The sequence below is a fragment of the Streptomyces himalayensis subsp. himalayensis genome (assembly GCF_013778455.1).
In the GTDB taxonomy this organism is placed as follows: Bacteria; Actinomycetota; Actinomycetes; order Streptomycetales; family Streptomycetaceae; genus Streptomyces; species Streptomyces himalayensis.
This window is the reverse complement of the sequence record NZ_JACEHE010000009.1, coordinates 87,002-101,039: the sequence shown is the minus strand read 5'-3', so window position 1 is coordinate 101,039 and position 14,038 is coordinate 87,002. Positions and strand designations below refer to the sequence as shown.

Annotated in this window: 12 protein-coding genes; 8 read left to right on the top strand and 4 right to left on the bottom strand. The window is 71.2% G+C overall.

From position 1 onward, the window contains the following. The first annotated feature begins 169 nt into the window (after nucleotides 1–169). The 3 genes from H1D24_RS43585 (at nucleotide 170) to H1D24_RS16870 (ending at nucleotide 3,331) form a co-directional block, all read left to right on the top strand. Nucleotides 170–289 (top strand): putative leader peptide, encoded by a 120-nt coding sequence (locus H1D24_RS43585; protein WP_309484348.1) that lies wholly within the window; start codon nucleotides 170–172, stop codon nucleotides 287–289. Between the two features lie 233 nt (nucleotides 290–522). Beyond that, nucleotides 523–1,401 carry a glutathione S-transferase C-terminal domain-containing protein gene (locus H1D24_RS16875; protein ID WP_181658397.1) on the top strand — a complete coding sequence of 293 codons (879 nt, stop codon included), beginning with the start codon at nucleotides 523–525 and terminating at the stop codon, nucleotides 1,399–1,401. 331 nt (nucleotides 1,402–1,732) lie between these two features. After that, entirely contained in the window at nucleotides 1,733–3,331 is a 1,599-nt protein-coding gene (locus tag H1D24_RS16870) for an aspartate-alanine antiporter-like transporter (protein ID WP_309484347.1), read from the top strand. A gap of 45 nt (nucleotides 3,332–3,376) precedes the next feature. Here the strand turns inward: H1D24_RS16870 and H1D24_RS16865 are convergent, their stop codons facing one another. Continuing rightward, nucleotides 3,377–5,050 carry a serine/threonine-protein kinase gene (locus tag H1D24_RS16865; protein WP_181658396.1) on the bottom strand — a complete coding sequence of 558 codons (1,674 nt, stop codon included), beginning with the start codon at nucleotides 5,048–5,050 and terminating at the stop codon, nucleotides 3,377–3,379. A 72-nt stretch (nucleotides 5,051–5,122) separates the two neighbouring features. Further along, nucleotides 5,123–5,698, bottom strand: a complete 576-nt coding sequence (locus tag H1D24_RS16860; RefSeq protein ID WP_181658395.1) for a dihydrofolate reductase family protein — start codon at nucleotides 5,696–5,698, stop codon at nucleotides 5,123–5,125. A gap of 109 nt (nucleotides 5,699–5,807) precedes the next feature. On the opposite strand from H1D24_RS16860, the gene H1D24_RS16855 reads away from it, so the two are divergent. Further along, nucleotides 5,808–6,554, top strand: a complete 747-nt coding sequence (locus H1D24_RS16855; protein ID WP_181658394.1) for a ribonuclease H family protein — start codon at nucleotides 5,808–5,810, stop codon at nucleotides 6,552–6,554. A 40-nt stretch (nucleotides 6,555–6,594) separates the two neighbouring features. Here the strand turns inward: H1D24_RS16855 and H1D24_RS16850 are convergent, their stop codons facing one another. Continuing rightward, nucleotides 6,595–7,011 carry an SHOCT domain-containing protein gene (locus H1D24_RS16850; RefSeq protein WP_181658393.1) on the bottom strand — a complete coding sequence of 139 codons (417 nt, stop codon included), beginning with the start codon at nucleotides 7,009–7,011 and terminating at the stop codon, nucleotides 6,595–6,597. A 332-nt stretch (nucleotides 7,012–7,343) separates the two neighbouring features. Between H1D24_RS16850 and H1D24_RS16845 the strand changes: the two genes are divergently transcribed. Genes H1D24_RS16845 through H1D24_RS16835 form a run of 3 tightly spaced genes read left to right on the top strand, consistent with a single transcriptional unit; the run spans nucleotide 7,344 to nucleotide 8,463 of the window. Next, nucleotides 7,344–7,658, top strand: coding sequence for an ArsR/SmtB family transcription factor (locus H1D24_RS16845; protein WP_181658392.1), 315 nt, complete (start codon nucleotides 7,344–7,346; stop codon nucleotides 7,656–7,658). Beyond that, complete coding sequence (locus H1D24_RS16840; RefSeq protein WP_181658391.1) at nucleotides 7,655–8,062, top strand: SRPBCC family protein; 408 nt, start codon at nucleotides 7,655–7,657, stop codon at nucleotides 8,060–8,062. The genes H1D24_RS16845 and H1D24_RS16840 overlap by 4 nt, the downstream gene beginning before the upstream one ends. A 14-nt stretch (nucleotides 8,063–8,076) precedes the next feature. Then, nucleotides 8,077–8,463: a PPOX class F420-dependent oxidoreductase gene (locus H1D24_RS16835; protein ID WP_181658390.1), complete on the top strand. Its 387-nt coding sequence runs from the start codon at nucleotides 8,077–8,079 to the stop codon at nucleotides 8,461–8,463. A 487-nt stretch (nucleotides 8,464–8,950) separates the two neighbouring features. On the opposite strand, the gene H1D24_RS16830 is transcribed toward H1D24_RS16835, so the two are convergent. Next, nucleotides 8,951–9,445: a hypothetical protein gene (locus H1D24_RS16830; RefSeq protein WP_181658389.1), complete on the bottom strand. Its 495-nt coding sequence runs from the start codon at nucleotides 9,443–9,445 to the stop codon at nucleotides 8,951–8,953. 188 nt (nucleotides 9,446–9,633) lie between these two features. Between H1D24_RS16830 and H1D24_RS43580 the strand changes: the two genes are divergently transcribed. Next, nucleotides 9,634–14,016: a cation-translocating P-type ATPase gene (locus H1D24_RS43580; RefSeq protein WP_181658388.1), complete on the top strand. Its 4,383-nt coding sequence runs from the start codon at nucleotides 9,634–9,636 to the stop codon at nucleotides 14,014–14,016. Nucleotides 14,017–14,038 lie beyond the last annotated feature (22 nt).

Genomic DNA, 14,038 nt, shown 5'->3' with positions numbered 1-14,038 from the left:
ACGGGCCCGTCGTTCGGCCCTGAACGGGCCCGCGGTTCCGCTCTGGAAGGTCCCGAGATTCCGGGCTGGATGCTTCCCGCCGTACAGAGGAGGCCGGAAGGCACTCTTGACGGGGCTCGCAAGCGGTTCGACACTCCAGGGCAGAGTGTGAGCGAACGGGCAGGAGATCATGGGGCGTTCTGAGCTGGACACGATCCGCGCGGTTCGCGCGTTCCAGCTGCCGTTGCTGACCTCCCGTCGCCACGTCGATCTGCTGCGCGTCTGCAGCGCGGCAAGTCCTCTCGCGTGAGGCAGTAGCGGTAGCGGCCGCTTCGGCACGGCAGCAGCCTGTCCGACCGTGTCCGCGCCACCGCGCCTCCTCCCCTTTCGCAATCCCATCTCCTGATTCCCAGGTGCATGGTCGCGCGCCGACGCCGCCGCGCCCCACGCCGCCGCATGTCTGCGGCCCGAACCCGACGCAGCAGACCGCCCACCACGACCCGCGTACCCCAACCGGGACCCGGACCGGACCGAGGGAGACCCATGCTCGCCCCACCTTCGACAGCCACCCCGCCCTTCCGCGGGAGGATCGGCTGCGACACACGCAGCGGCTACTACGCCGCACCGCACCGCTACCGCCTCCACCTCTCACTCACCTGCCCGTACTGTCTCCAGATCGCCGTGACCCACAGCCTGCTCGGCCTCGGCGATGTGCTCCCCGTCACGCTGCTGCCGTCCGTGCCCGACGGACCCGACGGGAGCCACGCCGCCCTGCGCCCGCTGTACGAGGCCAGTGCACACCAGCACCCCGGACCTGCTGCGGCACCGGTGCTCAGCGACGGCTGGACGGGACGCATCGTCAGTACGCACACCCCTGACATCGTGCGCGACCTCGCCCACCAGTTCGGGGGCTGCGGCCCGGAACTGCAGCCGTGCGGCACCGAGGCAGAGAGCGACGCCATCGGCCGCCTCTGCGAGGAGGGCATCAACGAGGCTGCCCAGCGCGCCGGGCAGCCCGGCATCGACGACACGGCGCGCGACAGTGCCCTCATGGCCCTCTTCGGCGCGCTGGACGCGCTGGAGCAGCGGCTCGCGTTCCAGGACCACGTACTGGGCAGCGAGCTCACCACAGCCGACGTGCAGGTGTGGGTCACCGTGCTGCAGCTGGACACCGTGCACCGCCGCCACCTCGACGCCACCGCGGTGGACCGCATCGCCGGCCATCCCCGGCTGTGGGCATACGCCCGCCGCCTGACATCGCTCCCCGCCTTCGGCTCCCACCTCGACCTGGACGGCATCGACCGCAGGCACGACGCACACTGCCAGGGCCTGGAGTCCGCCGGTGCGGCCGTGCAGATCGTGGACTGGGCGGCGGCATACGTACCGGAGGAGGCGGCGACGGCAGGGGAGCAGCCCGGCTGACGGAGGGCGCCATTCGGGCCGTACGGACGGGCTGTACGGAGGCGCCGCACCGACGGGCCGTGCCGACAGGCCGTACGGACGGGTCGTACCGCCAGGTCGGACTGAGCGGCCGCAACTGAGTGGCCGTACCGACGGGCCGTACGGGCTGGCCGTACGGGCTGGCCGTACCGATGGGGCGCACCGACGGGCCGTACGTCCGGTCGCACCGGCGGGCGGTCCTGGTGGGCCGCATGCGGCAGTGCCCACCCACGGCCCGCGTGCGGTGCGCCGCTGCTGCGGCCGCCGCCGTGCCTCGTTCGGCTGGCCGGGTGGACGTGCGAAGCGTCCGGCGGTGTGGCTGAGTGTGCGTATGTGGCAGTTCTTCGCGGACAACCCCTGGGAGACGCTCTTCGTAGTGATCACCTTGGGGTCTCTTTTCGGCATGGTGCGTTTCGGGCCGGTGAAGTTGGGGGCGGCGGGGGTCCTGTTCGTCGGCCTGCTGTTCGGCGCGCTGGATCCGGACATCGGCCCGGCGGTGCCGGCCGGGCTGTCGGTGTTCGGGCTGGCGCTGTACGTCTACACCGTCGGCCTGGAGTCCGGACCTGCGTTCTTCCGCGAACTGAGGCCCCAACTGGTCGTGATGCTGGGGTCGGTGGCAGCCCTTGTCCTCACCGCCCTGGCGGTAGGACTGCTGGGCAACGCGGTGTTCGGGATCAGCGGCCCCTTCCTCGCAGGCGGCTACGCGGGGATCGGCACCACCACACCCGGCCTGGCCGCGGCGCAGGCCGCATCCGCGGACCCGACCGAGCCCGCCACCGGCTACGCGATCGGCTACCCCCTGGCCGTGGTCGTCACCATCCTGTTCGTCGCCGCGATCGCGGGGCGCCAGAACTGGCCCGCCCGCCGTGATCCCGGTGAGGGCCTGCCGGACCGGCTCGTCACCCGAACGGTCCTGGTGAAGCGGCCCACCGACTGGGCCCACGTGCCCGGAGTGACCGAGGGCCGACTGCGGGCCAGCGTCATCCGCCCGCGGGAGGGCGTTTCGAGGGTTGCCCACGATCTGAACCACCTGGCCGCCGGCGACCAACTCGTGCTGGTGGGCGGGCCGGCCGAGGTCGAAGCAGGGGCCAGGGCTCTCGGCGAGTACGCGCCCGTGCACCTGCTCGACCAGCGCGACACCGTCGACTACCGGCGTGTGCTGCTCACCAACCCCGACCTCGCCGGGCGCACGGTCGGGGAACTGGACCTCGAGGGCCGCTTCGGCGCGCTGGCGTCACGGGTACGACGCGGTGATGTGGATCTGCTGGCGCACGACGATCTGCTGCTGCAACTGGACGACCGGGTACGCGTGGTGATGCCGCGGGACAAGGCCGGGGAGGTGACGGAACTTCTCGGCGACACCGAGGCGAAGGTCAGCGAGGTCAGCGCCGTGAGCCTGGGGCTGGGGCTGACCTTGGGCTTCCTTGTCGGCATCCCGAGCCTGACCATCGGCGGGACCACGCTGTCCCTGGGCACCGCCGCCGGCCCACTGCTGGTCGCCATGATCCTGGGGTGGCGGCGCCGCACCGGTCCGCTGGTGTGGACGCTGCCCACCCGGGCAAACGTGACCCTGCGCCAGATCGGTCTGCTGGTCTTCCTCGCCTGCGTCGGTCTGACCTCCGGCTACTCGTTCCGGCGGGACGCCTTCTCGCTGTTCGGCCTGAAGCTGCTGGTCGTACTGCTGATCGGGGCAGTCATCAGCTATGCCCTGCTGGTCGCGGTGTGCCGGCTGCTCGGGCAGAGCCGTGAGCGGACGATGGGCCTGCTCGCGGGGTACGTCGGCAATCCGGCGATCTGCGCGTACGCCAACAGCCGGGTCTCCGACAGCCGTGTCAACACCGGCTACTCGACGCTCTTCGCCCTCGCCATCCTGGTGAAGATCGTCTGCATCCAGCTCATCGTCGGCTTGTAGCCAGCTCATCGTCGGCCCCTGGACGCACCGCCCGGCGGCACGGGCTCAGGTCAGGCGGAAGCCGTCCTTGACCTTGTCGAAGACCGGCTGGTGGGTGTCCCACGTCTTCTCGGGCGCCGAGAGGTAGATGTCGTACTCCCTGCCGTCCTGCACGAATCCGAAGTCGATGGCGCGGAACCCGCGCACCTGGCCCTGGAACGTGAACGCCCAGACCGCCGCCGGCTGCCCCCGGAACGTGGCGTGCTGCAGGTACAGCCTCTTGTACACCGAGTAGTTGACCTTCGTGTTCGCCTCGATGTCCTCGAAGTGCGCCAGGGGGTCCGAGCCCGCGGGGTCCACGACGCCGATCGTGATGCCGACCAGCCCGGAGCTGTCGATGTAGGTGACCTGTTCGCCCGTCCTCTTGCCGGCCGTCCAGCCGTCCGGGATGGGGAAGGCGACGCCGAGCTCCGTTTCCTCGACCAGGTGGTAGCCCGGCGGGACGGGTGAGGGCGCGTACGACGTCGGTGTGCCGGCGGGAGTTGTGGTCACGGCGGTCGTTGCTCCGCTGTTGCCGGAGGAATCGTGCGTGTCGGCGGATGAGTTGAGCGATGATCCGTAGAGCCCACCCGCCACAGCCGCGGCCACGACCACCACTGCCACGGCGCTCCACAGCGGCGCCCGGCTTCTGCGATCGCGGGGGCTCTTACGGACGCCGGTGCTCCCCGCGGGCTCGGGCAGCGCCGGATTCTCGTCCGACGCCGTGTCCGGCGCCGAGTCAGGTGCCGCATGCTCGAGCCGGGCGTCCCGGACCGACGCCGTCTCGTTCACGGTCACGCCGTCCCACGTCAGATGCGCGGCTTCCGGGTCCGAGGCACCTTGATGTGCGGCCGGGGTCCTCGCCGGTATGGGCACCGTCACCGCTTGCGACTCCGGCGCGCGCAGCACCCGCTCGACCTCCTCCGCCGACGGGCGCTCCTCGGGATCCTTGGCCAGGAGTGCCTCGATCAGGGGCTCGAGCGGGCCGGCATGCTTCATCGGCTGCACGGGGTCGACGGCGATCGCGTACGCCGTCTCCACCGCCGTGTCCCTGCGGAACGGGGCCCTCCCCTCCACCGCCTGGTAGAGCGTGGCGCCCAGCGCCCACAGGTCCGAGGCGGGACCGGGCGTCCTGCCCCTGATCCGCTCCGGCGCGATGTAGTCGATGGACCCGATGACCTCTCCGGGCTTGGTGAGCGTCGAGGTTCCGGTCGCCATGGCGATACCGAAGTCGGTGAGCACGATCCGGCCGTCGGAACCGAGCAGCACGTTGCCGGGCTTGACGTCGCGGTGCAGGACCCCGGCCGCATGAGCGGCCCTGAGCGCGGCGATCATGCCGCGCCCTGTGCGGGCCGCCTCCGCGGGCGGGATGGTCCTGCCGCCCTTGAGGAGCGCCCCGAGGGTGGTCGAGGGCACGTACTCCATGACGATGCACGGCAGTCCGTCGTCCTCGACGACGTCGTGGACCACGACCACGTTGGGGTGAGCGATGCGGGCCGCGCTGCGCGCCTCACGGCGGGTGCGCTCGTACAGCGTGGTGAGCTCGTCGTCGGCGAGATGCGGCTGCACATGCAGCCGCTTGACCGCGACCTGACGGCCGAGCAGCTCGTCCTCGGCACGCCACACCGTGCCCATGCCGCCGCGACCGACACGCTCGGCCAGCCGGTAACGCCCGGCGACCAGCCGCCCTTCGTCCGACACAGCGCACCCCTCCGCCTACCCACGCGCATTCGATTCGTGGCGACACGATAGCCAGCGCGGGGCGTAAGGCAATCAGCGAGGGGAGGTGTCAGCCCGCTGGTGACGGAGGAGCACGACTCCGTTGCCGAACGTCCGGGTCTCGAGGAGGCGGAGGCGGGTCATGGTGTCCGTCCCCTGGAACAAGGGCTTGCCGCGCCCGATCAGGACCGGATGGACAAAGATGCGGTACTCGTCAATCAGATCGCGTTCCATGAAGGCCGCGGCCAGGTCGGCACCGCCGAGCGCGAGATCTCCGCCTGGCTGCGCCTTGAGCGCCATGACCTCGTCGTCGACGACGTCCCGCACGATCGTGGTGTTCCAGTCGGCCCGCTCCAGGGTCCGGGAGTACACGATCTTGGGCATGTCGCGCCAGATACTGGCGAACTCCACCATGGGCCCGGTACTCGAGGGGTCCGAGTCCGCGGTCGGCCAGAACTCCGCCATGAGCTCATAGCTGACACGTCCGCTCAGGAAGGCGCCCATCGGTCTGAGCTGCTCGTTGAAGTGGCTGTGCAACTCGTCGTCGACCATGTGCCAGTCGATCTCGCGGTCCGGTCCCTCGATGAATCCGTCGAGGGACACCGACGTCATCAGGACGATCTTTCGCATCGCGGTCCTCAGGGAAGTTCGCGGTCCTCATGGAAGTCTCGGTCTTCAGGGGAGTCGACGAGGCGGTCGGCGTCTGTCCCGTGTGGCCTGACCCCGTCACAGTACTGGCATGATCGGAGGCATGGTGGAACGCGTTGTCGCCGCGTGCGACGGAGCCTCGAAGGGGAACCCAGGGCCCGCAGGCTGGGCCTGGGTCATCGCCGGGGCCGAGGAGATCCCTGCCCGGTGGGAGGCCGGCCCGCTGGGTACGGCGACGAACAACGTCGCGGAACTCACCGCGCTGGAGCGCCTGCTGACGGCTGTCGACCCGTCCGTACCGATGGAGATCCGCATGGACTCCCAGTACGCGATGAAGGCCGTCACGACATGGCTGCCCGGCTGGAAGCGCAAGGGCTGGAAGACGGCTGCGGGCAAGCCGGTCGCCAACCAGGAGCTCGTCGAGCGCATCGACGCGCTGCTCGACGGCCGTTCGGTGGAGTTCCGCTACGTCCCCGCGCACCAGGTCGACGGCGACCGGCTCAACGACTTCGCCGACCGGGCCGCGAGTCAGGCGGCGCTCGTCCAGCAGGCCGCGGGCAGCGAGTACGACTCGCCGGAGCCGCCGCCCGCACCCGACGCCACCCCGCCCGGCGGCGGGCGCTCCGGTGGTGCGCTGCGCCGCTCGTCCGGCACGTCGGCGCAGGCGACCGCTGCGCCGAGGCAGCGCAGCTCGGCAGGGTCGCGGCGGACGATCAAGGCGAAGTTCTCCGGCCGGTGCGTCTGCGGCCGCTCGTACGCGGCAGGCGAGCCCATCGCCAAGAACGCGCAAGGGTGGGGCCACCCGGAGTGCCGTACGGCCCAGGCGGACGGAGCGTAGAACCAGCGGCCGCCGGCCCAAAGGTGCCCCGGCAGACGGATCAGTGCAGGATCTTCTCCTTGGCGCGCTGGAACTCCTCCTCCGAGAGGTCGCCCCTGGCCTTGATCTCCGACAGCTTCGCCAGTTCCTCGGCCTCGCTCGGCCTGCCCGCGCCGGCGGCGGTCTGGCGGATGTAGCTCTCGAACGCCTTCTGCTGGGCCCGTGCCTGCTCTATCTCGCGCTTGCCCATGTCCTTGCCGCGGGCGAGGAGGTACACCAAGCATCCGAGGAACGGAAGGACCAGCACGAACAGGAGCCATCCCGCCTTCGCCCACCCGCTCATGCTGTCGTCGCGGAATATGTCGAAGACGATCCGGAAGAGCAGGAAGAGCCACATGACCCAGAGGAAGATCCACATCATGGTCCAGAACGCACCGAGCACCGGGTAGTCGTAGGCGACGTACGTGTAGCCGTCCATTGATTTCTCCTGTCCACGCCATCCCCCCACCGTTCGGATGGTCCGCGACCCGGTCGGATCGTCCGCGGCACCGGATGTGCCGGGGCCCGGGCTGCACCGGGCCCCGGCTGGGCCGGTCTCCGTGTGGGCCGGCCGTGCCGAGGCCCACCCCCCATGGTCATGTGCCCGGTCGCTGATCGCTACGCGAGGCCCGGGCGGCAGGGCCGTGTGATGCTCGCTCCTGACGCGTCGGAGATATACGCGTCGGAGATATAGGAGATATATCCGACACTGAACGCGTCGGGGATATCCGACGCTTGACGTGTCGGAGAATCCCGACGTATTTTCGGGGTGTGCCGCCACACGATGTCTTCAGCGCGCTGGCCAACCCGGTGCGCCGTCGGCTGCTCGATGCGCTACGCGACGGTCCGCGCGCGGTCAACGACCTCGTCAGCGAGTTCGAGCTGAGCCGGCCTGCCGTCTCCGAGCATCTTCAGGTCCTTCGCCAGGCCAACCTGGTGAAGGAGGAGCCCAGAGGCCGTCAGCGCTATTACCACCTCGAGCCGCAGCCGCTCGACGAAGTCCGCGAGTGGCTCCACCCCTTCGAACACTACTGGCGTGCACGGATGCGCTCGCTCCGTGACCTGCTCGACGAGGAAAACCCATGACCGACCCTGCCGTTATCCGATGCGACCAGTTCCTGGCCCACCCTCAGGCGAAGGTGTGGCAGGTACTGACCGATCCGCAGCTGCATGCGCGGTGGTGGGCGGAGGGTGATGTGCGGCCCATCGTCGGGCACCGCTTCACCCTGGACATGGGCCCCTGGGGCTCGCAGCCGTGTGAAGTGACAGCCGTCGAACCGGAACGCGTGATCACCTACACCTTCGCCGAGGGCTCGCTCGACACCACGATCACCTGGCGCCTGGAGCCCGAAGGCAACGGCACCCGTCTGTTCCTCGAGCACGCCGGGTTCGATCTCGACTCCCCGATGGGCAAGGCGGCGTTCGACGGCATGGGCCGGGGTTGGCCGGGCCTGCTCGCCGGTATCGATCCCGTACTCGCCGGTATGTGATAAGCCAGGCGACCATGGACCACACACTGACGGCACGGCTCGCAAGTGGTAAGTACCTCCTGGTCACCAGCTACCGGAGAAACGGCAGTCCCGTGTCCACGCCCGTGTGGGTGGTCCAGGACGGGACCGCGCTCGGCGTGTGGACGACCGCGGACTCCTGGAAGGTGAAGCGGATCCGCCACCGCGCCGATGTGCTGGTGGGGCCGTGCGACCTGCGCGGCAACCCGACCGGTGAGCAGGTCCCGGCCACCGCCGAGATCTGCGACCAGACGGTGACGGCCCGCTATCGGGCGCTGATCGCGCGGAAGTACCGCCTCATCGGCCGGTTGACGCTGCTCGGAAGCCGACTGCGGCGAGGGGTGACCGGTACGGTCGGCATCCGTATCTCGCTCACGGAGTGACGGCGGCGGTGATCCCGATGCCTGCCGCGGCACCCCTGCGGCGGGCCGCTGGGCCGCAACACCTTCCGTTCACCTAAGCGACATCGGCAATACGTCTGAGCGATAGCCCTGGGGTCACCAAACCAGCCACATTCGGAAGCGGACACCCGTATTCCGAATACAGAAAGACAGCACCATGGGCGAGTTTCTTGTAGCAGTACTCGCGAAGGCCGGCGCAGCCGTCCTCGAGGCGATCATCCTTCGCGTCTTGTGGCAGCTGTGGACGGCGTACTCGCAGTCATTGCGCACCGCTCCGGTAATGGCCGGCTGATTCATTAAGGCCGGCACCCGATACAACACAGCCGGCACCCGATACAGCACAGCCGACCGGGTTACAACACAGCCGCCACCGGATACAACACGGCCGCCGCCTGATACTTCGCGGCCGCCGTCTCAATGCTCCGGCGCACGACGAGCCTCACGCCGCCGTGCGCCGATACGTGGTCAGTCAGGCAGCCCTGCCGGCGGGCCTGCCGGCTCGGGAGCCGCTTTCCTCCCGCGACTCCACGCCTTCCTTACGCTCTTCCTTTCCCTTGCTGCGCACCAGCCAGGTGGCTCCGCCGACGGCCACGGCGACCGGCCATTCGAGGGCCCCGGCCGCGGTGAGCGCTCCCAGGCCGCCGTAGAAGGCGAGGTCCTTGCCCGACGGCCGCGAGGGCCGCGCCGGCATGCGAGGCAGCAGCGACGTAGCCGCTCGGGCGGTGGCGGCCAGGTCCTTCCGGGTGAGGTACGGAACCGGCATCGAAGGGTGGTAGGTGTGCGTGTGGAGAGTCATACCCCCCGGCCCCTGATGGACCTGTGTGTCCTCGCTCGTTTCTGTCCTCCTGTCCTGGACCTTCGTCGCCTGCTCCTCGGCCTGCGTCGCTTCGGCCTTCTTGCGCGGCGCGGCGCGCGACGTCGTGGTCTGCGACGCCGTGGTCTTCCGCGTAGCTGTCCTGGGCATCCGTCTCCTCCTTTCGTCCGAGAACGGTGCCTCATCACATCCAATTCTGGCGCGCTCCCGGGCGCACGGTGCTGCCGAAAGTGCGCCGAATGAAGCTGTGATTCCCGGCTACCCGTGTGACGGCGAATGAGACACGCCCAGGCCCAGAAAGCGGGTGACGCAGAGTGGGAATTCCGGGAAGCGGACTGGTGCGCGCTGTCGCGTCGTCCGCTGCCGGTGTGCTGGGCGGCTCCGCCGAGCCGCGGGTGCGGTCTTTCGAGGAGCGGGTCCATATCGCCGTACGGGGACTTCGTGACCGCAGTGAGGCCGACGCGGCGCGGCTCGCGCAAGACGTCGAGGAAGCGCTCTCCGCCCTGCCCTCCGTGCGCTGGGCCGTGGTCAACACCGTCCTGGAGCATGTCGTCGTCACCGCCGAAGGCGGGCCCGAGGCCGAGGCGATCGTGGAAGCGCTGGTCGAGACGGTCGAAGCGATCGAGGAGAAGCACGGCGCCGAGGGGCCGCTGCCCGAGCATCCGCTCTCCGGAGGACCGGTCCGGCGCGCGGCGGGCGCCATGGCCGTGCATCTCGCCGCCGCACCATTGGCCACCGCGGCACGGCTCACCCGTCTCACCCCCATACCGGCCGGGATCGCGGCGGTCGTCCCGCTGGTCGACTACCAGCCCCGGCTGCGGCGCCTCGTGGAGAGCGCCGTGGGCCCCCGGAACGCCGGCGCGCTCATGACGGGAGCGGCCGCGCTCTTCCAGGCCGGCACCGGCGGTTTCTTCGGGATCGGCGTGGACACCGTGCGGCATGCGCTGCGGGTACTCGAAGCGGACGCGGAGCGCGAGGCCTGGAGCGCGGCAGAGTCCCGCCTCGCGAGCGCCCCCCACGGGGCCGGAGCCACCGGTGCGACGGGAACGCCACCGCCACGCGAAGTGCCCCTGAACGACGGGCCGGTCGAGCGGTACGCGGACCAGGCGGCGGCCGTCGGTGCGGCCTCCTTCGCCGGTTCGCTGCTCGTGACCCGGCGTCCAGGGCGAGCGGCGGCGGGAGCGCTCGCAGCGATCCCCAAGGCGCCCGTGCTGGCCCGCGAAGGCTTCGCCTGCGTCCTGGGCCGGGCACTGGCCCGCCGGGGCACCGTCGTCGCGCGCCCGGACGCGCTCCGGAAACTGGACCGGATCGGCATCGTCCTTCTCGACACGGACATCCTGGGCACGGGCGCGTATCTCCTCGCCGATCTGGTGCCCCTCGACGAGGACGCACCGCCCGGAGAACTCGCCGCCACGGCCCACCGGCTCTTCGACCGCTCCGCCCCCGACGAGGTCCGCCGTGACGGCGCCTGGGCGCTCGGTCCCGTCGAACACCTGTCGCTGCAGGGCCGCACAGGCGCCCAAGCCCGGGACAAGCTCCGGCGCGGTGGCGCCCACCTCGTACTGGGCCTGGCGCACGACCGGCGCCTGGTGGCCGTCATCAGCGTGACACCGCAGACCCACGACACCGCGAGCGCTCTCATCCCGGCCGCCCACGCAGCCGGGCTCACTGTCCTGGCCGCGGGCGAGCACACCGCCGATGCGGCCGTACGGGAGGCCGACGGTGTGATGGACGGCGGGGACCGGCTGCCCGACTCCGTACGGGCCCTGCAGCGGGACGGCACCGGAGTGCTCGTCATCTCACAGAACCGGGCCGCGCTCCAGACCGCCGACGTCGGCGTGGGAATGACCGGCCCCGACGGAGCGCCACCATGGGGCGCGGACCTGTATGCCGATACCCAGCCCGCGGCTGCCGTATTGGTTGTGGAAGCATGCCGTGCCGCACGCGAGGCGGCACACCGCGGGGTCCGGCTCGCGCAGGCGGCGGCCGCCGTCGGCGCGGCCACGGCCATGGCCGGACGGTCACGGCGTACGGCCGCCCGCAGCATGACGGCCTTCAACGGAGCCGCCGCCCTCGGAACCGCGACCGGGGCCTGGTCGGCGGTGCGGTTGCTGAGGCGCCCCGCCCTCCCGGTCACCAGCCGGCACCCCTGGCACGCGATGGATTCGTCCACCGTGCTCGCCAGAACCGGCAGCAGCGACAGCGGACTGACGGCCGAGGAAGCCCGGGCGCGCGCCGCCCCGGCGGGCGAACAGGCCCCCGCCTCCTCACTGTTCAGGGCCTACCTCACGGAGATGGCCAACCCGCTCAGCCCGGTCCTCGGCGCCGGAGCGGCACTCTCGGCGGCCGTCGGCGCGGTCCTCGACGCCGGCCTGATCATCGCCGTCACCGCCGTGTCCGGTCTGATCGGAGGGATCCAGCGCCACTCGACCGACCGGGCGGTCGCCCGGCTGCGCCGCGAGTCGGCGATCACCGCCAAGGTGGTACGCGACGGGCACGAGATCATCGTCCCGGCCGACGAACTGGCCGTGGGAGACGTGGTGAACCTGAACGCCGGCGATGTCGTACCCGCCGACTGCCGCCTGCTCGAGGCCCATCACTTCGAGGCGGACGAGTCGGCGCTCACCGGCGAATCCCTGCCGGTGGCCAAGGAGCCCGCGCCCGTTCTGGCCTCCGACCTGGCCGACCGTACGTCCATGGTCTACGAGGGCACCACCGTGGCCGCCGGACGGGGCCGCGCCGTGGCCGTCGCGACCGGTACCGCCACCGAGGCGGGCCGTGCCGCGGTGGGCGAGCGGCGCACCGCACCCACCGTCGGCGTCGAACGCCGTCTGGCCGGCATCACCCGCACCACGATGCCTGTGGCCCTCGGTTCGGCCGCGGCCGTGATGGCCGCCGGTCTGCTGCGCGGCCGGCCGCCGCGCGACACCATCGGCGCGGGTGTCGGGCTCGCCGTGGCGAGCGTCCCGGAAGGGCTGCCCTTCCTCGTCTCGGCGGCCCAACTCGCCTCCGCCCGCAGGCTGTCGGCACGAGGCGCCCTGGTGCGGGATCCCCGGACCATCGAGGCGGCGGGCCGCACCGACGTGCTGTGCTTCGACAAGACAGGCACCCTCACCCACGGCCGGATCTCCCTGGTCGCCGTCTCCTCGGACGGCGACAGCCGCCCGCTCGAGGATCTGCCCGAAGCGCAACGCGCCGTACTCGCCGCCGCGTTGCGGGCCACGCCACGCCCGCACGGCGACCGCGGCCTCGAACACGCCACCGACGGCGCGGTCGTCGCGGGAGCCGAGGACGCGGGCGTGAGCCGCACGACCGCCGCGCCGGGCTGGCGGCGGTCCTCCAGCCTGCCGTTCGAGCCGAGCCGTGGCTTCCACGCCACCCGGGGCCGCTACGGCGGGAGTTGGGTGCTGTCGGTGAAGGGAGCTCCGGAAGAGGTCGTGGAGCGATGTGCCACGCGCGGCGGCCGGAAGCTCGACGAGTCCGGCAGGGACGGCATCCTGGCGGCCGGCGAGAAACTGGCCGCCGAGGGCCATCGGATCCTCGCCGTCGCGGAGTTGAGGGACACGACCGACGGCGAACTCACCGACGAAGCGGTCACCGGACTGGACTTCCTCGGCTTCCTCGCCTTGGCCGACCGCGTGCGCGGCACCGCCGCAGACGCGGTACGCCAACTCGTGGACGCGGGCGTGCACATCGTGATGATCACCGGCGACCATCCGGGCACCGCCGAGGCCATGGCCGTCGACCTCGGCGTCCTGGATGGCCGCCGGATGGTGACGGGCGCCGAACTCGACGAGCTGGACGACCGCGACCTGGACGAGCTGCTGCCCGAGGTCGGCGTCGTCGCCCGCGGCACACCCGTCCACAAGGTCCGGGTGGTCCAGGCGTTCCAGCGCCTCGGCCGGACCGTCGCCATGACCGGCGACGGCGCCAACGACGCACCCGCCATCCGGCTCGCCGACGTCGGCATCGCGTTCGGAACCCGGGCCACCCCGGCCGCACGCGCGGCAGCCGACCTCGTCGTGACCGACAACCAACTGGAGACGGTCCTCGCCGCACTCGTGGAGGGCCGCGCCATGTGGGCCTCCGTACGCCAGGCCCTGGCCATCCTCGTCGGCGGCAATCTCGGCGAGATCGCCTTCACCCTGCTCGGAGCAGCCGCCACCGGTACCTCGCCGCTGACGGCTCGTCAGCTTCTGCTGGTCAACCTCTTCACCGACCTCGCCCCCGCCATGGCCGTCGCCCTCCGCCCGCCGCATCCCGAGGCCGCCGAACGCATGCTCCACGAAGGGCCAGAGGCCTCCCTCGGCTCGGCCCTCACCGAGGAGACCGTCGTACGCGCTGCTGCCACCACTCTGGGCGCCACCGCCGGCTGGCTGGCCGCCCGCCTCACGGGGCGCGCGGCGCGCGCTCGCACCGTCGCCCTCGTCGCCCTCGTGGGTACGCAGCTCGGGCAGACGCTCCTGGCCGGGGGCCGTAGCCGGACGATCGTCGGCGCGTCCCTCGGCTCCATGGCCGCACTGGGAGCCGTCGTCCAGACCCCCGGCCTCAGCCACTTCTTCGGCTGCACCCCGCTCGGGCCCGTCGGCTGGGCCATCGCCCTGACCGCCGCGGCGGGCGCGACCGCGAGCTCGTTGGTCCTTCCGGCGGTGGTCAGCAGGTTTCCGGCGGTGGTGAGCAGGCTCCCGGATGCGGTCGGCAGGGTCCGCGCGGCGCTCTGAACGGCGTAACGGCTCGCTCTCT